17 protein-coding genes and 1 pseudogene are annotated in these 18,571 nt (G+C 61.5%); 10 read left to right on the plus strand and 8 right to left on the minus strand.

Going from position 1 to position 18,571, the window contains the following annotated elements; translation table 11 throughout:
* Nucleotides 1–116, plus strand: a pseudogene (locus tag KGA89_RS14550) (IS110 family transposase); the annotation flags it as partial.
* Nucleotides 117–138: 22 nt separating this feature from the next.
* On the opposite strand, the gene KGA89_RS14555 reads toward KGA89_RS14550, so the two are convergent.
* Both KGA89_RS14555 and KGA89_RS14560 read right to left on the minus strand, forming a co-directional pair.
* Nucleotides 139–1,233, minus strand: a complete 1,095-nt coding sequence (locus KGA89_RS14555) for an alkene reductase (RefSeq protein ID WP_223471897.1) — start codon at nucleotides 1,231–1,233, stop codon at nucleotides 139–141.
* Between the two features lie 51 nt (nucleotides 1,234–1,284).
* Entirely contained in the window at nucleotides 1,285–2,124 is an 840-nt protein-coding gene (locus KGA89_RS14560) for a pirin family protein (protein ID WP_223471898.1), read from the minus strand.
* Nucleotides 2,125–2,245: 121 nt separating this feature from the next.
* Here KGA89_RS14560 and KGA89_RS14565 point away from each other — a divergent pair, with 121 nt between their 5' ends.
* The 6 genes from KGA89_RS14565 to KGA89_RS14590 all read left to right on the plus strand — a co-directional run bounded on the left by KGA89_RS14565 (nucleotide 2,246) and on the right by KGA89_RS14590 (nucleotide 8,216).
* Nucleotides 2,246–3,160, plus strand: a complete 915-nt coding sequence (locus tag KGA89_RS14565; RefSeq protein WP_223471899.1) for a LysR family transcriptional regulator — start codon at nucleotides 2,246–2,248, stop codon at nucleotides 3,158–3,160.
* A 239-nt stretch (nucleotides 3,161–3,399) separates the two neighbouring features.
* Nucleotides 3,400–4,725 (plus strand): flavin-containing monooxygenase, encoded by a 1,326-nt coding sequence (locus tag KGA89_RS14570; RefSeq protein WP_223471900.1) that lies wholly within the window; start codon nucleotides 3,400–3,402, stop codon nucleotides 4,723–4,725.
* Nucleotides 4,725–5,135, plus strand: coding sequence for a RidA family protein (locus tag KGA89_RS14575; protein WP_003201555.1), 411 nt, complete (start codon nucleotides 4,725–4,727; stop codon nucleotides 5,133–5,135). Before KGA89_RS14570 ends, KGA89_RS14575 begins: the two co-directional genes overlap by 1 nt.
* Before the next feature lie 10 nt (nucleotides 5,136–5,145).
* Nucleotides 5,146–5,820 (plus strand): DUF1028 domain-containing protein, encoded by a 675-nt coding sequence (locus KGA89_RS14580; RefSeq protein WP_223471901.1) that lies wholly within the window; start codon nucleotides 5,146–5,148, stop codon nucleotides 5,818–5,820.
* Complete coding sequence (gene argE / locus KGA89_RS14585) at nucleotides 5,813–6,991, plus strand: acetylornithine deacetylase (RefSeq protein WP_223471902.1); 1,179 nt, start codon at nucleotides 5,813–5,815, stop codon at nucleotides 6,989–6,991. The genes KGA89_RS14580 and argE overlap by 8 nt, the downstream gene beginning before the upstream one ends.
* 244 nt (nucleotides 6,992–7,235) lie before the next feature.
* The gene (locus KGA89_RS14590) at nucleotides 7,236–8,216 is read left to right on the plus strand and encodes an ABC transporter substrate-binding protein (RefSeq protein WP_411740639.1); all 981 of its coding nucleotides are present in this window, start codon (nucleotides 7,236–7,238) and stop codon (nucleotides 8,214–8,216) included.
* Between the two features lie 163 nt (nucleotides 8,217–8,379).
* Here the strand turns inward: KGA89_RS14590 and KGA89_RS14595 are convergent, their stop codons facing one another.
* The 5 genes from KGA89_RS14595 to KGA89_RS14615 all read right to left on the minus strand — a co-directional run bounded on the left by KGA89_RS14595 (nucleotide 8,380) and on the right by KGA89_RS14615 (nucleotide 13,512).
* Nucleotides 8,380–9,291 carry a LysR substrate-binding domain-containing protein gene (locus KGA89_RS14595; RefSeq protein WP_003201562.1) on the minus strand — a complete coding sequence of 304 codons (912 nt, stop codon included), beginning with the start codon at nucleotides 9,289–9,291 and terminating at the stop codon, nucleotides 8,380–8,382.
* A gap of 210 nt (nucleotides 9,292–9,501) precedes the next feature.
* Complete coding sequence (locus KGA89_RS14600; RefSeq protein ID WP_223471904.1) at nucleotides 9,502–10,704, minus strand: NAD(P)/FAD-dependent oxidoreductase; 1,203 nt, start codon at nucleotides 10,702–10,704, stop codon at nucleotides 9,502–9,504.
* A 236-nt stretch (nucleotides 10,705–10,940) separates the two neighbouring features.
* Nucleotides 10,941–11,315 carry a response regulator transcription factor gene (locus KGA89_RS14605; protein ID WP_223471905.1) on the minus strand — a complete coding sequence of 125 codons (375 nt, stop codon included), beginning with the start codon at nucleotides 11,313–11,315 and terminating at the stop codon, nucleotides 10,941–10,943.
* Nucleotides 11,316–11,416: 101 nt separating this feature from the next.
* Entirely contained in the window at nucleotides 11,417–12,064 is a 648-nt protein-coding gene (locus KGA89_RS14610; RefSeq protein ID WP_223471906.1) for a response regulator transcription factor, read from the minus strand.
* A complete protein-coding gene (locus tag KGA89_RS14615; RefSeq protein WP_411740640.1) occupies nucleotides 12,061–13,512 on the minus strand; it encodes a sensor histidine kinase in 1,452 nt (483 codons plus the stop codon). The genes KGA89_RS14610 and KGA89_RS14615 overlap by 4 nt, the downstream gene beginning before the upstream one ends.
* Before the next feature lie 711 nt (nucleotides 13,513–14,223).
* On the opposite strand from KGA89_RS14615, the gene KGA89_RS14620 reads away from it, so the two are divergent.
* On the plus strand, nucleotides 14,224–15,165 hold the full coding sequence (locus KGA89_RS14620) for a LysR family transcriptional regulator (RefSeq protein WP_317846382.1): 942 nt from the start codon (nucleotides 14,224–14,226) through the stop codon (nucleotides 15,163–15,165).
* 27 nt (nucleotides 15,166–15,192) lie between these two features.
* Here KGA89_RS14620 and KGA89_RS14625 read toward each other — a convergent pair whose 3' ends face one another.
* Nucleotides 15,193–16,203: a GlxA family transcriptional regulator gene (locus tag KGA89_RS14625; protein WP_411740641.1), complete on the minus strand. Its 1,011-nt coding sequence runs from the start codon at nucleotides 16,201–16,203 to the stop codon at nucleotides 15,193–15,195.
* Between the two features lie 207 nt (nucleotides 16,204–16,410).
* Here KGA89_RS14625 and KGA89_RS14630 point away from each other — a divergent pair, with 207 nt between their 5' ends.
* The gene (locus KGA89_RS14630) at nucleotides 16,411–17,418 is read left to right on the plus strand and encodes an ABC transporter substrate-binding protein (RefSeq protein ID WP_223471909.1); all 1,008 of its coding nucleotides are present in this window, start codon (nucleotides 16,411–16,413) and stop codon (nucleotides 17,416–17,418) included.
* A 111-nt stretch (nucleotides 17,419–17,529) separates the two neighbouring features.
* Nucleotides 17,530–18,522 (plus strand): helix-turn-helix domain-containing protein, encoded by a 993-nt coding sequence (locus KGA89_RS14635; RefSeq protein ID WP_223471910.1) that lies wholly within the window; start codon nucleotides 17,530–17,532, stop codon nucleotides 18,520–18,522.
* The last annotated feature ends 49 nt before the right edge of the window (nucleotides 18,523–18,571 follow it).

Below are 18,571 nucleotides of genomic sequence, written 5' to 3' on the forward strand. Positions count from 1 at the left end.
AAACCCAGGCATTGGTGGTGCTTGCTCGCAAGCTCTGCCGGGTGGCATTTGCCTTGATGAAAAATCAGAGCGAATACCAGCCGAAGCCTATGTTGCAGGGTTGCCCTGCAACATAGAATCTCCCACAGGTCTTGAACATTAAGCTTCTTGGCCGGCTTGAGCCCCGGCCAAGGTCGGATAGTCCGTATAACCACGCTCGTCACCCTGGTAGAACGTCGACGCATCAGGGGTGTTCAGCGCCTGGCCTCGTTTGAAACGTTCCACCAGGTCCGGGTTTGCCAAAAACGGCGTGCCGAATGCCACCAGGTCAGCTTCTCCACGGCTGATGGCAGTGGCGGCGCGTTCGGCGCTGTAGCCGCCATTGGCAATGTACGTCCCGCCGAAGCGACGCTTGAGTTCCAGGAAGTCGAACGGGCCTTCGCCCAATTCCACGATGTGCAGGTAAGCCAGGCCGTAGCGGCTGAGCATTCTGGCCGTATAGTCGAAAGTCGCCTGCGGGTTGCTGTCGCTCATCGAGAAGTAGCTGAAGATCGGCGACAGGCGAACGCCGACACGGCTGGCGCCGAAGACTTCGATCACCGACTCGACCACTTCCTTGAGGAAGCGCGCGCGGTTCTCGATCGAGCCGCCGTAGGCATCGGTACGTTGGTTGGTGCCGTCACGCAGGAACTGGTCGATCAAGTAGCCGTTGGCGCCATGAATCTCCACACCGTCAAAGCCGGCCAGCTTCGCGTTGGCCGCGGCCTGGCGGAAGTCGGCGACCACGCCGGGGATTTCATCGAGCGCCAGGGCCCGTGGCAGTTCATAGGGCTTGAGCCCTTCGGGGGTATAGATCTCGCCATCGGCCTTGATTGCCGAAGGGGCTACGGGTTGGGCGCCGTTGACCTGCACCAATGGATGGGAAAGACGGCCCACGTGCCAGAGCTGCAAGAAGATCTGCCCGCCCTCGGCATGGACCGCGTCGGTCACCTGTTTCCAGCCGGTGATCTGCTCAGGAGTAAAGATCCCTGGCGTTCGCAGGTAACCCTTGCCCTGGGCCGACACCTGGGAGCCTTCGCTGATGATCAGGCCGGCGCTGGCCCGTTGGCTGTAGTACTCGGCCATCAGGGGCGTGGCTGCATCGCCAGCGCCCGCGCGGCTGCGGGTCATCGGTGCCATGATCATGCGGTTGTTCAGGGACAGTTTGCCAACTTGAGTGCGGGACAACAGAAGATCGAGACCGATGTCAGTCATGATTCACCTCTAAGGGATCGGGTAGGAATTAGGGATTGATTCGAGGGTCGGTCAGGCCAACCGACCCTCTTGTTGCAAAAGGGCGCCGATGCGCTGGATTTCTTTCTCGCCTTTTTCCAGGGCGACCTCGCTGGTGTGCACCGAGTAGTAGCCCATCACCAGGTCGTGGGGATGCTTGACCGCCGAACCGAGTACGAAGGAGGTCGCGCCTCGGGCAACGATGTCGATGGCCTCTCCGGACGCTTCGAATACCACCATTTCTCCAGCATTGACGTGGCCGCCAGCATCGAGACTGCCGTCGTTGACCGCCAGCCAGGCGACGGTGTGCCCGGCCGGTGGCGTGTAGCGCCAGTGCTCGTTGTCCTGCAACTGCACGGCGAGGTAATTCATGCCCGCTGGCGCCGCGACGCTGCTGCGGGCCGCGCCGTATTGGCCGAGCAATACCAGCGCCGGACCTTCACGGGGGATCTCGGAGGGGGCCAGGTAGACGCTGCTGGCCGGGGCATTTTCTTCCGCCGCCGGCAGCGCAACCCAGAGCTGGAAGCCTTGGATCGGCGAACCTGCGACCGGCCGGGCGGTGTGCCACACGCCGTTACCGGCTTGCATCCACTCCATGCCGCCGCTGGGCAGCGTGCCTGACTGGCCCGTGGTGTCTTCGTAGATCACTTGTCCCTCGATCATGTAGGTCAGCGTGGCGATCCCGGAATGAGGGTGCATGCCGAAACCTCTTTGCATGGCATCGGCGTTGAAGGCGAAGTGATCGAGAAACACGAATGGCTTGCAGATCTGGCCCAGGTCGCCGGGGCTCATGAGCCGGGTGATCGGCCCATGGCTGCTACCGGAGGTGCGGTGGACGATGGCGCGCGGCGGTGCTGCGACGATGCTGTTCATGGGTTGCCTCCAAGTCTTGGGCGTTGGGCCTCGATGCGAGAAGGATAAGTGCCTGCCAATGGATTGATTAGCCGATACAATCGGATTGAACTCATCCATGAAACGAAGGAATGTGTGCGCCATGCTCGATCTCAACGATGTTGCGCTGTTCGTCCAGGTGGTCCGCAGCGGCAGCTTCGCCGAAGCTGCCAGGCGCCTGGGGATGCCTTCCAATACCGTCAGCCGACGGGTCCAGCAGTTGGAGGCGCAACTGGAATCGCGACTTCTGCAGCGCTCCACCCGCAAACTCACGCTGACCCATGCGGGCCAGGGATTTTATGAACGCTGCGTGGATGCGGTGGACGGCCTGATGGATGCCGGACAGGAACTGATCATGGGCAGCGAGGAGCCCAGCGGCCTGGTGCGCATCGCGGCGATGGCGGATTTTTTCGATTTCTTCCCGATGGAATGGGTGGCCGACTTTTTAGCCGCACATCCGCGAGTGCAACTTGATTTCGTGCTCAGCGATGCCCGGGTCGACCTGATTGCCGACCGCATCGACGTTGCCTTTCGCGGCGGTCCCTTGCAGGACTCGGGGTATGTCGGTCGTCAACTGCTCAAGAACGACGGCGACGGCATGGTTGCCAGTCCCGCGTACATTGCCGCGCGCGGCACGCCGCTTTCGTTGCAGGACCTGGCTCACCACGACGGCGTGAGTTTCGGCCATCCCGGCGGCATGGCCCATTGGCGATTCGTTGGCCCGGACGGCATCGAGGAACAGGTGCAGATCGCCAGCCGATTCCACGCCAACACCGCCCAGGCGTTGCGCAGGGCGACCGTCGCCGGCCTGGGCATCGCCGTGTTGCCGGGGGCGCTGAGCAGCCTCGACCTGGAAGCTGGAAGTCTGGTGCGTGTGCTGCCGCAATACCGGCGCATCGGCTTCGGCCTGAATGTGCTCTATCCGAGCCGGCGGCAGTTGCCGCTGGCGGTTTCGGCGTTCATCGGGTTGGTGATGGAGAAACTGGAACTCAAGGCGTTTCCGGCGCGGATGCAGTGAACTAGTTAACGCGATCGATCGTTCTCACGCAGAACCAATGTGGGAATGATCATCACGCAATAGCCCATTTTTTTCCTTTCCAGCAACGATAAAAACCCTCGTTTCGCAAATCTCCCTCCGCCAACACAATCGCCTCGACATCTGATCTCGATAGCTGCAAGCGCAGAACAACAAAAAATCAGAACCCGAGGCGGCGCTATGCCGGCCTGAACCAAACCTACTGCCGGAAGTGCACAGACATGCCCGTTGAAACCCTACGCATCGATACGCTTGTTATAGGCGCCGGCCAGGCCGGCATAGCCATGAGTGAGCACTTGAGCCGGCAAGGCGTGCCGCATCTGGTGGTGGAGCGAAGCCGCATTGCCGAAGCCTGGCGCACATCACGCTGGGATTCGCTGGTGGCCAACGGGCCGGCCTGGCATGACCGCTTTCCAGGGTTGGAATTCGACGGGCTCGGTCCAGATGACTTCGCGACAAAGGACCAGGTGGCCGATTATTTCGAAACCTATGCCAGCAAGTTCAACGCGCCGATCCGTACCGGCGTGGACGTCAGGAAAGTCGAGCGCAATGTCGGTCGCCCAGGCTTCACCATTGAAACCTCCGAAGGCTTGATCGAGGCGATCCATGTCGTCGTCGCCACCGGGCCCTTCCAGCAGCCGGTGATTCCACCAATTGCGCCGGATATGCCGACGGTTACCCAGTTGCACTCGGCCCAGTACCGCAATCCTCGGCAATTGCCCGAGGGGGCGGTGTTGGTGGTGGGTGCCGGGTCGTCGGGGGTGCAGATCGCCGATGAGCTGCAGCGCGCAGGCAAGCAGGTCTATCTCTCGGTGGGTGCCCACGATCGTCCGCCGCGGGCCTATCGCAACCGCGATTTCTGCTGGTGGCTAGGTGTGTTGGGCGAGTGGGATGCGGAAGCGGTCAAGCCCGGCAAGGAACACGTCACCATTGCGGTGAGCGGCGCCCGTGGCGGTCATACCGTGGATTTTCGCCGGCTGGCCCACGAGGGCATCACCCTGGTGGGGCTGACGAAATCGTTCAACGGCAGCGTGGTGAGCTTTGAGCCGAATCTTGCCGAAAACATCGCCCGTGGCGACGAGAACTATCTGGCGCTGCTGGATGCCGCTGACGCCTACATTGCCCGCAATGGCCTGGACCTGCCGCTCGAACCTCAAGCCCGCGACCAACTGCCCGACCCGCAATGCCTGACCCAGCCGATCCTGGAGCTGGACCTGGTCGCCGCCGGGGTGACCAGCGTCATCTGGGCCACCGGCTATTCGGTGGATTACAGCTGGCTGAAAGTCGACGCCCTCGGCGCCAACGGCAAGCCTCGGCATCAGCGCGGCGTTTCCAGCGAACCGGGCCTGTATTTCGTCGGCTTGCCCTGGTTGTCGCGACGAGGCTCGGCGTTCATCTGGGGCGTCTGGCATGACGCCCGGCACATTGCCGATCACATCGTGAAGCAACGCATTTACCTCGCCTATCAAGATGCTGCCCAGCGCCAGGCCCCCGCGCGCGACAGCGATTCGTATCGTTCGAAAACCAGTCTCACGGGAGTCCGTTGATGCCTACTCATACACGTATTCGCATGTTCAACACCAAGGACACCTACCCGAACCAGACGCTGGACAACGACCTGTGCCAGGCCGTGCGCGCCGGCAACACCGTCTATGTGCGCGGCCAGGTTGGCACTGATTTCAACGGTCAACTGGTGGGCCTGGGCGATCCTCGCGCTCAGGCCGAGCAGGCCATGCGCAACGTCAAGCAACTGTTGGAAGAGGCCGGCAGCGACCTGAGCCACATAGTCAAGACCACCACTTACCTGATCGACCCGCGTTACCGCGAGCCGGTGTACCAAGAGGTCGGCAAGTGGCTCAAGGGCGTGTTTCCGATCTCCACCGGGTTGGTGGTCAGTGCCTTGGGCCAGCCGCAGTGGCTGATGGAAATCGACGTGATCGCGGTGATCCCTGAATAAGGAGCGGAGCATGACTTTTTCCATCGTTGGACGCTGTGTCGAAACCGGCCAGCTGGGCATCGCCATCAGTTCCTCGAGCATTGCCGTCGGCGCCCGTTGCCCCTGGTTGCGCGCGGGCGTCGGCGCGGTGTCGAGCCAGAACATTACCCTGCCGGCCTTGGGGCCGCAGATTCTTGACGAACTGGCCGGCGGCCTGGTGGCCCAAGCGGCGCTGGAGCGGACGCTGGCACGCAATGGCTACAGCCAGTATCGCCAGGTGGCGGTGATCGATGCCGAGGGGCGCACGGCGATTTTCAGTGGCGAGCATACCTTGGGCACCCGCAACGCCGTGGCCGGTGAGCAATGCGTGGCGGCTGGGAATCTGTTGGCCAACGGTGCGGTGATCGAGGCCATGGTCGCGGCCTTCGAGCATAGCGCCGGCTGTCTTGCAGCACGTTTGGTGAGCGCGTTGCAGGCCGGGCAGGCGGCAGGCGGGGAGGCCGGGGCGGTGCATTCGGCGGCGCTGTCGGTGGTCGATGACCTGACCTGGCCCATCGTCGATCTGCGGGTGGACTGGGTTGAGGAAAACCCCATCGGCGAACTGGAAAAGCTTTGGCTCGCCTATCAGCCGCAATTGCAGGCTTACCTGACCCGCGCGCTCAACCCGACGCTGGCGCCCAGTTATGGAGTGCCGGGTGATGAGTGAGCTGCGCAGCCGCGCCCTGCTTGCCGAGCTGGTGGGCTTTGCCACGGTCAGTCGCGAGTCGAACCTGGCCTTGGTCGAGTTCGTGCGCGATTACTTGCAAGGGCTGGGCGTGGATAGCGAGCTGATCTACAACGCCGAGCGAACCAAGGCCAACTTGCTGGCGAGCATTGGCCCAGCGGTACCCGGTGGCGTGGTGTTGTCCGGGCATACCGACGTGGTGCCGGTGGATGGGCAGGCCTGGACGGTCGATCCGTTCTGCCTGACCGAGCGGGACGGCAAATGGTTCGGGCGTGGTACGGCGGACATGAAGGGGTATCTGGCATCGGTGCTGGCAGCGGTGCCGATGTTCCTCGCCAGCGCGCTTCGTCGACCGCTGCACCTGGCGTTTTCCTATGACGAAGAGGTGGGTTGCCTGGGCGTTCACAGTCTGTTGGACGCGTTGGTTCGGCGAATTCCCCAACCAGCGCTGTGCCTGATTGGCGAACCCACCCGACTGCAACCGGTGCTGGGGCACAAAGGCAAGTTGGCGATGCGTTGTCATGTCCGAGGGGCGGCCTGTCATTCGGCCTATGCACCTTACGGGGTCAACGCCATCGAGCAGGCGGCGCGCCTGATGGGGCGCTTGGGCGAGATCGGTGCACAGCTGGCCGAACCATCGCGGCATGACCCGCGCTTCGATCCACCGTTTTCCACGGTGCAGGTCGGGGTGATCCACGGCGGCACGGCGCTGAACATTGTCCCGGCCGATTGCCGTTTCGATTTCGAAGTGCGCGCCTTGCCGGATTTCAATCCCCAGGTGGTGGCCGAGCAATTGCAGGACTTTGCCGAACAGGAACTGCTGCCGGCGATGCAGGCGATGCAGGCGGTGGCGGGCGATACGGCGATTGGTTTTGAACCACTGTCCGCCTACCCGGGCCTGGCGACCGCGCCTGACAGCGCTGCTGCACAACTGGTTGCGCGGCTGTGCGGCAGCGACGCTTTCAGCACCGTTGCCTTCGGCACCGAAGGCGGCCTGTTTCACCAGGCTGGCGTGCCAACGGTGGTCTGTGGCCCCGGCAGCATGGAGCAGGGGCACAAGCCCGACGAATACGTGAGCGTTGAACAAATGGCCGCCTGCGATCGCTTGATGGATCGGTTGGCGAGCTATCTCGCTGAACCCAATGGTCCGTGACCACGAGGCGGCCAAAGTGAACGATTTCAACCTCAGGAAAATCCTGGCGGCCAGTTGTGCCGACCTCAACGAATGGGCCGACAAGAGCCTTATTGCTGTAGACCACTCCGCCCGCGCTTACGGCCACCCTTGAGTCCCGTCGCCGGCTCGTGCGGGCGAGCCGGCATTTTCGAGGAACCGCTCCATGTCCAGATCCTTGCGTTGCAATATTGCGTGTGCGTTGGCGTTGTTGAGTTCCAGCGTCATGGCCGCGCCCCAGAGCTTGACCGTGATTTCCTTTGGCGGCGCCACCAAGCAGGCCCAGGACAAGGCCTACTTCCAACCCTTCAACGCCAGCGGTGCAGGAAGCATCGTGGCCGGCGAATACAACGGTGAGCTGTCGAAGATCAAAGCCATGGTCACGGCCGGTCACACCAGTTGGGACGTGGTCGAAGTGGAAAGCCCCGAGTTGCTGCGAGGCTGTGAGGAAGGCTTGTTCGAGAAGCTTGACCTGGCCGGCCTTGGCGACCCGGCCAACTATGTGCCCGGCGCACTCAATGAGTGTGGTGTCGCCACCTACGTCTGGTCGATGGTCCTGGCCTATGACCAGAGCAAGCTCGCCAAGGCGCCCAGCTCCTGGGCGGATTTCTGGAACGTTGCCCAGTACCCGGGCAAGCGCGGGCTGCGCAAAGGGGCCAAGTACACCTTGGAGATCGCCTTGCTGGCCGATGGAGTCAAGTCGCAGGACTTGTACAAGGTGTTGGACACACCGGAGGGCGTGTCCCGGGCTTTCGCCAAACTGGATCAGATCAAGCCGAATATCCAGTGGTGGGAAGCCGGCGCCCAGCCGGCGCAATGGCTGGTGGCGGGGGACGTTGCGATGAGTGCCGCCTATAACGGGCGCATCGCGTCGGCGCAAAAGGAAGGCATGAAGCTGAGCATTGTCTGGCCGCAGAGCCTGTACGACCCGGAGTACTGGGCCGTGGTCAAGGGCACGCCGAACAAGGCCCTGGCCGAGCAGTTCATTGCCTTTGCCAGCCAGCCACAGACCCAGAAGGTGTTTTCGGAAAACATCCCTTATGGGCCGGTGCACCGCAAGACACTCGCCTTGTTGCCGACGGCGGTACAGGAGCAGTTGCCAACCGCCGAAGCCAACCTGGCTGAAGCGCAAGCCGTGGATGCGGAGTTCTGGGTCGACCATGGCGAGGAACTGGAGCAACGTTTCAACGCCTGGGCGGCTCGCTAGGCACCGAACCGCCTCCTCACCATGGACCGATCGTTCCCACGCTCCTGCGTGGGAACGTCGCCAGGGACGCTCCGCGTTCCGCTTCTGGAGGGTGACGCAGAGCGTCACGGGATGCATTCCCACGCAGAACATGGGGACGATCAACGCTTCCTCGCCACAGGGTTCAGGCCAGCCATTGCCTGAACTGTTCCTTGCAGTAATCCACGAACAACTGGGCCGGTTTGGTCAGGTGGGTGCGTTTGAGCCAACCCGCCACCAAGGCCGAACCGGTCACGTCCTCGGCGATGTCGACGCACACCAGGTGTTGCCCATCGTAGGTGCAGGTGGAGTGCGGGCGGGTCACCAGCACGGCAAAACCGAAAGACTGGCCGACCATGCCACGGACCATCTCGATGGACGGCGAGCTGAAGACAATGTTGGGCGTCAGGCCCAGCTCCTCGAAGATGCTCACGAAATAGGTCCGGCTGGGCTGTACGTCCAGCAGGATCATCGGTTCCAGCGCCAGGTCACGCAGCGAGACCTGGGCCTGATCGGCGAAGCGATGCCCAGCCGGCAATAACGCATAGGGCCGTTGCGGTGCCGTCAACGCCTCGGTCTCGATGGTGCTGTCGAGGTCGTGCTCATAGAAAATCGCCAGGTCGAAACGTCCACCCGTCAAACCTTGCACCAGTTCCTGTTGCTCGCCGTCCTGCACGCGGATCTCCACCCCCGGGAAGCGCTGGCGAAAGCCCGCGATCAGGCGCGGCAGGTAGAGCGGGGCGACGGTTTCGAAGCAGCCGATGTCGATTTGCCCACTGACCACATCGTTATCGGCCAGGGCGTTCTGCTCGAACTCCCGGGCCATGCGCAACAGTTCCTGGGCCTTGCGATAGAAGCGCGCGCCGCCGGGCGTCAACGATACGCCCTGGGCGTGATGACGGATGAGCAATTGCACGCCGAAGCTGTCCTCCAGCCCCTTGATGGCGGTGGCAATCGATGGCTGGGCGATGTACAGCTTGCGGGATGCCTCAGCGACGCTGCCACATTCAACGGTGGTGACAAAGTACTTCAGCTGACGCAAGGAATAGGACGCCACGGCACACCTCGATCCGGATGGTTTCTGCCTACCTTACCTTGTGCTCAGTGGGCCGGGGTGGGCATTGATACGGATTTTGCTGGGCAGTGACGATATTCAGACTGGCTTGGGGAGAAGCCAGCCCAAAAAACGCCCGCCGAAGAATCATTGGCAGGCGTCTGGGAAAGCCCGGCGCAGAAAGGAGAGACTGGCCGGGGAAGGGCGCAAGGGTCAGGCCACCGGAATCAACGGGTCAGCCGCCGCCAGGGCCGCCGCGCGGTCGGCGGCGGGCGGGTAGATCCACACACTGTTGATCTGGGTCTTGAGATCCTTGGCTTCCTGCCCGACCAGCTTGAGTTGGCGATCCCAACCTTCGGTATACACCGCGCCCCAGGCGCCCAGGTCCAGGCAGGTCACGTACTTGGGTTGGCTGTAGGGCATCGGCGCCATACCCAGCAGGTCGGCCGCGACGTTGTTGCCGGCGTAGCGCCCCAGGGATATGGCGTGCTGGCAAGACATCGCCGCGTAATTGCCCAGTGTGTCGGTGGCGGCGTAGGCCACGTCACCGGTGGCGAATATGTCGTTTTGTCCCAACACTTTCAGATGGCCGTCGACGTGCAGGCGGCCTTGGTGATCGCGGGTGCCTGGCACTTGCTGGGTCAGCGGGTGGGCACGGAAACCCACGGTCCAGATCACGGTATTGGACTCGATACGCTGGCCGTTCGACAGGGTGACACCGCCGGCATCCACCGAGTCGACCGAAGCATTGAGGATCCACTCGATGCCCAGGTGATCGGACGCTTCGATCACGGAGGGGCGAATACCGTCGCCCAACGACGCGCCGATCTGCGGCGCGCGATCCACCACGATGACCCGGATGTTCGCGTCCTCACCCAGGGCGGCCCGCAGGCGGGTCGGCATTTCGGTGGCGGTTTCGATGCCGGTGAAGCCGCCGCCGGCCACCACCACGGTGTTGCGGGCTGGACTGTCCGGCAGGTTTTTGAGGGACTTGATGTGGGCTTCGAGGCGCGTTGCCTGTTCGATCTCATCGACGTCGAAGGCATGTTCGAGCATGCCTTTGAGATCGGGGCGAAACAGTTTGCTGCCCGCCGCCAGGACCAATCGGTCGTAACCCAGGCTGCCCTGGGTACCGAATACGTCCACGTAGCCGACCCGTTTGCCCTCGACGTCGATACTGCTCGCCGAGCCCTGTACGAACTTCACGCCCACTGCATCGAACAGTCCGTCCAGCCGAGCCATCATGGTGTGGACGTCCGGCTCATAGAAACGAGGCCGGATGCGCAATTCCGCCTGGGGCGCCAGGACAGTAATCTGCACGTCATTTCGATCATGCTGGTCCAGCAGGCGGGCCGCGCTCAATGCGCTCCATACTCCGCCGAAGCCAGCACCAATAACCAGAATTTGCTGTTTCATGATTTGCTCCCGAAGACAAAATCGATACGTTGAATGAATTAATCTGTTCAGCGTGACCGTGGCGCGAAGTACTCCAGAAACGCCTGGCTTCAATGTATTCACATCAAGCACATTCAGTTTCGGTTCGCTGTAGGAAATCATATTGATCGGAGCTGTGTTTAACACTTCTACATAAGGTCATCGGGCCCATGCTTGGGTAGGTATGATCTATACGAAGGTATGAGGGTGCGGCGCAGTCAAGCAGACCGGGCCAGTACCGATTCGATACAGGCGATCAATTCAGCGCAGTCGAAGGGCTTCGGGAAAAACGCCACCGGCTCCGGCGCAGCAGCGCTGGTACGGGGCGGCACGCCGAGGTATCCGGTAATGAAAATGATCGGGATATTAACGCCCAGGGCCGACAGGCGATCGTACATCTGAATACCCGTCATGCCGGGCATTTGTATATCCGATATCAGGCAGGCTGTATTTTCAAGTTCGCAGGAAGATAAAAAATCCAAGGCGCTGGCGTATGTTTCAACTGAATATCCGTGGGAACGCAACAAACCATCCAGGGCAATTCTAACTGATTCATCATCATCAATAATTGAAATGATTGCGGTGTTGGACATGTCGATACCTGGGGTGATATCAGGTAGCCATAAAGGCGCCCGTTATCAGTGCAAGATACGCCGTCCAATGGGCCCGCCAAGTATACGTGGGTATGAACTTTCTACTGCTCGCCACGCAATTCCAGTACCTGAGCCATGCGCACCAGCTCGGCGAACGAACGTGCGCACATTTTGCGCATGGCTTGGCCGCGGTGAATCTTGACCGTGATTTCACTCAAGCCTATTTCCCCGGCGATCTGCTTGTTCATCAAGCCCGACGCTGCCAGCGCCATGACCTGCTGCTCCCGGGGCGTCAATGCGGCGTAGCGATCAAGAAGTTGCTGGTGGCTGCGTTTGGACTCGTGCCGCAGCCGGTCCTGCTGATGGGCGGCGGCTACGGCATCGATCAGGTCCTGCTCGCGAAACGGTTTGGCGAGGAAATCCACGGCACCGGCCTTCATTGCCCGCACGGTCATGGCGATGTCACCGTAACCGGTCATGAACACGATTGGCAGGTGAACGTTGGCCGCGGCCAGTTCGCGTTGGCAATCCAGGCCGCTGGCGCCTTGCAGCCGCACATCCAGTATCAGGCAACTGGGCAGGTCGAGCCGGGGATGGTTCATGAACTGCGCGACCGAACCGAACAAGTGGACCTGCAGGCCAATGGAGCGCAGCAGGCTGCCGAGGGATTGGCGCAGCGGTGCGTCGTCGTCGACGATGTAGACGACGGGGGCATGGTCGATGACCGGGTGGGTGTGTGTGGGGGTCATTGGGCGTTCCCTGCCAGGGTGGTGCAAGCGAGCAGCGGCAGCGCGAACCTGAACGAGGTGCCTTGGTCGGTTTCGCTGGTCGCCCAGAGCCTGCCGTCATGGAAGTCGATGATGGACCGGCAGATGGAAAGGCCCATGCCCAGGCCGTTTTCCTTGGTGGTAAAAAACGCATTGAACAAGGACGGCAGGACTTCGGGAGCAATGCCGGTTCCGTGGTCGGTCACCTCCAGCAGCGCTTCGTCATCCTCTGTCCAGGTGCGTATGTGCAGGATTCGTGCGTGTACCTTGACCCCGTCCATGGCGTGACAGGCATTGATGATCAGGTTGATGATCACTTGCTGCAGTTGCACCCGGTCTGCGCTGACCTGGCCGTCCGTCGCTGCCAGGTCCAGCTTTGCCCGGACTTTATGATGCGTCAGTTGTTGCTGGACCAGGTTCAGGGTCTCGCGGACGATGTCGTCCAGCCGTTCGGGTTGGCGCAACGGATCGCACTTGCGCGACAGCGCCCTGATACCGCTGATGACCTCGCTGGCACGACAGCCGTTGGCGACGATCCGGTCGAGGCAATCCAGGGCCTCATCGAGATCAGGTTCCGGACGTTCGAGCCATCTGCGGCAGGCCTCGCCGCTGCTGGTGATGGCCGTCAGTGGCTGGTTGACCTCGTGGGCAATGGACGCGGCCATTTCCCCCAGGGAGGTCAAGCGAGTGACGTGGGCCAGTTGGCTCTGGGCGCGGAACAATGCTTCTTCGGCCAGCTTGCTGGCGGTGACGTCCATGAGTGCGCCGAGGTACTGGAAACGGCCATGCTGGACGAGCAGTGGACTGGCGATCATGTGGATATGCTTGATACGTCCATCAGGCATCAGCAGGCGCAGCTTGACCTCGATCTGTGGTTCGCCGCCGGCGGCCTGCAAGAAAACCCCGCGTGCCAACTCCAGGTCTTCAGGATGGGTACGCTCCAGCATCATCGACACCGTCGGCGTCCTGCTGGGTGGGTATTCGAAGATCCGTGCCGATTCCTCCGACCAGGACATCTCTTTCCGATCACCGCGAAAGCCCACGCTGCCGGTCTGGCTCAGGCGCTGGGCGCCGATCAGGTAAGCCTCGTTATGCCGCAGGCTGTCGGACGCCTGCTTGCTGCGCAAGGCCAGGAACGCGATGGCCGACAATGCGGTCAGGCAGCGGAAGAAACCGGTGGTCGATTCCCAGCGGTGATAGTCGCCGTTGTACAAGAACATTGCGGTGAGCAAGAACATGCTCATCAGCGCGACGGCGATCACCAAGTTGATTGAAAACAAGTTGGCCGCCATCAACAACAAGGTGATGTACAGCAGAGTCGGGGCCAGGTCGGAATGGGTTTCGGAGTTGATGATGACAACCCCGCAGGCCACCACCAGGCCTACCAACCAGCCGAGGGCGTTGACCAACGGGTGGGTACTGATTCCCATCGTCGGTCGCGGCCCGCTCTGGCATGGGGGGTATCGAAGGCTGTCATAGACGTTCTTGAGCATCGCGGAGGGTAGGGGCACGCTGGCAGACCTTTTGTTTTTACGGGGTCTCGCTCTGGGATGTCGGGGAGACAGAGCATCGGTTCGTATCTTAGAAGTGGCCCTTTGTCTGAGGTAGGACATAAAACCCTGAAATCCCGCCAAGTCGCGCCGAGGAGAGGGGCCGCGGCGCAGTCCAGCGGGAGCAAGCTCTCATGGAATAAATTGCAACCATGTGATTTTTAAGGCTGAAAATACATATCGATCGTTCCCACGCTCCTGCGTGGGAATGTCGCCAGGGACGCCCCGCGTTCCGCTTCTGGAGTGTGACGCAGAGCGTCACGGGATGCATTCCCACGCAGAGCGTGGGAACGATCAAAAACAGATATCTCGTGGACGTCGCTCTAGTTCCCTGCGCGACAGCGCAGCGTCGAAGACGTGGCGGGGACTCCCTCGCCACAAACGGCGCTGTTTGCCACAGGGCCTGGATATATACCTAAGTATCGATGACGCCGCCCAAAGGGTGAGTCGAGTGTCCCCACGTACGACAGACACTGGCCTGCCCCGGGGATTACGCTTTCAACACCTCGTCGCCGCCGTGCCTTGATGAAGGGCCTGGGCGGTGATCTTGTTCACTTCTGACTCAATGGCCTGGCGCCTGAGGCGATGACTATGATGAACAGAAATGACTTGCGTCGTGCTGACATCAATTTGCTTGTGGTCTTCGAAACCATGATGCACGAGCAAAACGTTACCCGCGTCAGCGAAAAGCTGTTTCTCGGCCAGCCAACGATCAGCAGTGCCCTGGCGCGCTTGCGGTTGATGTTCGATGATCCGTTGTTCATCCGTTCGGGACGGCTGATGGAACCGACCTCCCGGGCCCAGGAAATCTTCTCCAATCTGTCACCGGCGCTGGACGGCATCGCTGCCGCCTTGAGCCATTGTCAGGCGTTCGAGCCGGCCACCAGCGAGGCGACCTTCCATATCGGGCTGTGCGATGACGTCGAGTACGCACTGTTGCCGGAGCTGTTGCGCCGCCTGCGGGCCGAGGCACCGGGCACCACATTGGTTGTGCGCCGGACCGATCAATGGCAGTTGTCCCAACTGATGGCCAGCGGTGAGATTTCTCTGGGAATCAGCCCGACCTTGGAGCTGCCGGCCAATGCCCGACGCAAGTTGCTGCGGCCGATTCGACCGATGCTGTTGCGCGCCGATTCGCAGCCCGGTGAACTGACGCTGGACGAGTTCTGCCGTCGGCCCCATGCGATTGTGTCGTCCATGGGCAATGTCATCGATGACTCGGATCGCGCGTTATGCCTGATGGGCCGCCAGCGTCGGGTGGTGTTGACTGTCCCGCAATTCAGCGCCTTGCCCGTGCTGTTGGCCCAGAGCGACATGATAGCCATTGTGCCGGATTACGTTGCCCGGGCGATGGCGGTGACGACCGGCATGAGGGCGCAAGCGGCTCCGATCTGCTTGCCACAGCACGAGCTTTCCATGGTCTGGCGCGGCGCCTCGCACAATGATCCGGGGGAGCGCTGGCTACGTTCGCGTTGCAGCGCGTTCCTGGCCGAGCAGGCCGACCCGCGGGAGAACTCGAGGAGAGTGGCCTGACGGGACCGTACCGTAAGGGGTTCGCGCTCAGCGGGAAAACCGGTTGCGATACTCCCGGGGGGAAATCGAGAGATGGCGCTGGAAGGTGTGACGCATTCGTTCCTCGTCACCGAAGCCGCAGGATCGGGCGATCTGGTCGATGTTGCGCTGGGAGTCTTCCAGCATTCGACGCGCGGCTTCAAGGCGGAACATCTCGACGGCTTTGGCCGGGGTTCGTCCGGTCTGGCGTTTGTAGACCCGGGCAAAATTGCGTGGGCTCATCCTTGCCTGGCGGGCCAGTCGTTCGACGGTGAGATTGTCGTCATTCAGGTGTTCGGTCATCCAGGCGTGCAGTTCGTCGAACCCGGCGCTGTCCTGCATCTGCAACTGCAACAGTTGGCTGAACTGCGCTTGTCCCCCGGGCCGCTTGAGAAACACCACCAGCTCACGGGCCACCTGCAGGGACACCTCGCGCCCACAATCGGCTTCGACCAGAGCCAGGGCCATGTCGATGCCGGCGCTGACACCGGCCGAGGTCCACACTGCGTCCTGCTGGATGAAGATCGCGTCCAGGTCCACTTCAATCGAGGGGAAGCCGCTCTTGAGCATGTCGCACATGGCCCAATGGGTGGCGGCGCGGCGTCCGTCCAGTAAGCCGGCCTGGGCCATGAGGAAGGTGCCGCTGCATACCGATGCGGTGCGCCGGGCCGTGACCGAGGCGTTGCGCAGCCATTGCACCAGGTCGACACAGTCAATCATCGCCTGCCGTATGTCCGGTGCGCCAGGCACGATCAACGTGTCGATGAGCGTCCCGTCGAGCTCGTGCAGGGCACGGGTATCCACGACCAAGCCTTCGGCGGTCTGCATCAACCCGCCTTCCAAGCTTGCGGTGTGCAGGGTGTAGCCGGGCAGGCCGCGTTCAGTCATGGCTTTGGTGGCGGCCCAGAAAACGGTCTGGGCGCCGGTCAGGTCCAGCAGACCCATCTGCGGATAAGCCAGGAATACCAGTGTGCGCGGTTGGGAAATGGACTCGGCAGCGATGCCGACGTCCAGGGTCATCTCGTTCATGATCGCTTTGCGCTGGGTGTTCGTCAGGGGAGGTTTGCAAGATTATCAAGTGATCGTACCCGTGAGTGCGATTTCATGGGTTCGGATGCCGAACATTTAGGTACTATTGATATGCTATTCCGGTATTTAAATTAATATTTTTATAGCTTTAAAGTCGTGATCTCAGTCTTTTCCACTTACTGTGAGGTTCACCAGACCATGGCTTTCAAGCGTTCTGCGCTCACCTTGTTGGTTTCCCTGGCGGCCACTGCGCTGCTCAATTCCTTGGCCCACGCCGAAGGCAAGATCAGCATCGCCCAGCAATTTGGCATTGGCTACCTGATCCTCGACGTGGTGCGTGACCAGCAGTTGATCGAGAAACATGGCAAGGCCCAGGGCCTCGATATCAAGGTGGACTGGAACAGCATTTCCGGCGCAACGGCCATGAACGAGGCCTTGCTGACGGGTGCCCTGGATGTGGTGTCGGCGGGCGTTCCGCCGATGCTGACGATCTGGGATCGGACCCGTGGCAAGCAGAACGTCAAGGCCATCGCCTCGCTGGGGTCGATGCCCAACTATCTGTTGACCAATAACCCGAACGTGAAGAGCCTCAAGGACTTCACCGACAAGGACCGGATCGCCGTCCCGGCGGCGGGTGTCGGGTTCCAGTCGCGCACATTGCAGATCGAAACCGCCAAGGTGTTCGGGAACGATCACTTCAAGAAGTTCGACGATATCTCGGTCAGCCTCCCGCACCCGGATGCGACGGCGGCGCTGGTCGCCGGCCAGTCGGAGATCAATTCGCACTTCTCCAGCCCGCCGTTCCAGTATCAGGCACTGCAAAGCCCCAACGTACACAAGGTGCTCAGCTCCTATGATGTGCTGGGCGGGCCGGCGACGTTCAACGTGCTCTACACCACGGAAAAATTCCACGACGAAAACCCCAAGACCTACAAGGCGTTCTACGACGCCCTGGTGGAGGCGCAAGGCATCATCAAGGCCGACAAGCCGGCCGCTGCCCAGACCTACATCCGCGTAGAACAGTCCAAGTTGCCGCTGTCGCTGGTGGAGAAAATCGTCACTGACCCCGAAATCGACTTCACTGTCGTCCCGCAACGCACCTACATCTATGCCGAGAAGCTGCACGAACTGGGCGTGCTGAAAAACCAGGCCGACAGCTGGAAGGACTTTTTCTTTGAAGAGGCCCATGCCGGCGCAGGCAGCTGAACCCTGGTCGATTATCCGTTTTCGGCACAATTGCCCGACCGGCCCACGTGGCGGAATGGAACTTGCCTGACCTTTGACCTGTAAGCCCTGGAATCCTCAAAGGTCGGGTCAATGAACAACTCCAACATGGCGCAGCCAGCGATCTCGTCGGACCTGTTGCTGCCGCTGCCGATCAATCGGTTCCGTACCGCAGACATCGATGAGCACGCCCGCAACATGGGCGGCTGGCAGGTTTGCTATGACCAGTTGACCCCCGGGCGCTTCGAAGGCGAGTTGGTCGAGTTCCGTTCGGACTGGATGCAACTGGTGCGCGACCGCTCTAATCAGGCACTGGCCAAGCAAGGCATGGCCTGGGAGGGTGCCATCACCTTCAGCGTGCCACTGAGTGCCGATGGGCCGGTCTTTTGCTCCGGGCACCCGATCATCGAGCCCAGCCTGATGGTCGCCCGTGGCCAGAACCTGCCCGAGCTGCGCACGCCCCAGCATCTCGATCTGCTCAGTGTCGCCATCGAAGAGCAGGCGTTGGAGCATGTGCTGGAACGACAGCGCAGTCGCTTTCGAATTACCGATCTTCCCAAGTGTTACCGTCTGGGCAACTCGACGCTGCCAGCCGAGCTTGCGGCGTTGTTCGATGAACTTGAAGGCGGCAGGCAGGGGCGTGATTCATTGCTGGGTTACGAATCGATTCGCCGTGGCCTGCGTGACACGGTGATGCTGCACATACTGGAACTGGTGGCACCGGATGAGGCACCGCCGCTCCCCCCCACGGCACGCAAGCGCATGGTCGACCGCGCCCGGGAGTACGCCTTGACCCATGTTGATGAGCCGCTGTCGATCCTCGACCTGTGCAACCACATCGGTGCCAGCCGACGAAAACTGCAGTATTGCTTCCAGGAGACGTTGGGCATCAATCCCGTGGCCTATTTGCGGGCGTTGCGCCTCAATGCCGTGCGTCGTGAACTGCGCAGCGGCGGCCATGCCCGGGGTGTACAGGAGGTGGCGGCACGCTGGGGCTTCTGGCATTTGAGCCGGTTTTCCAGCGACTATCGGGTGCTGTTCGGCGAGACCCCTTCACAAACCCTGCGTCGCACGCATCTGTGCTGAAAACGGATAACGGCTGACCGGCCGGCTCCCTAGGATGACCCCAACACCA

It is taken from the genome of Pseudomonas sp. A-RE-22 (genome assembly GCF_019956035.1).
Lineage (GTDB): Bacteria > Pseudomonadota > Gammaproteobacteria > Pseudomonadales > Pseudomonadaceae > Aquipseudomonas > Aquipseudomonas brassicacearum.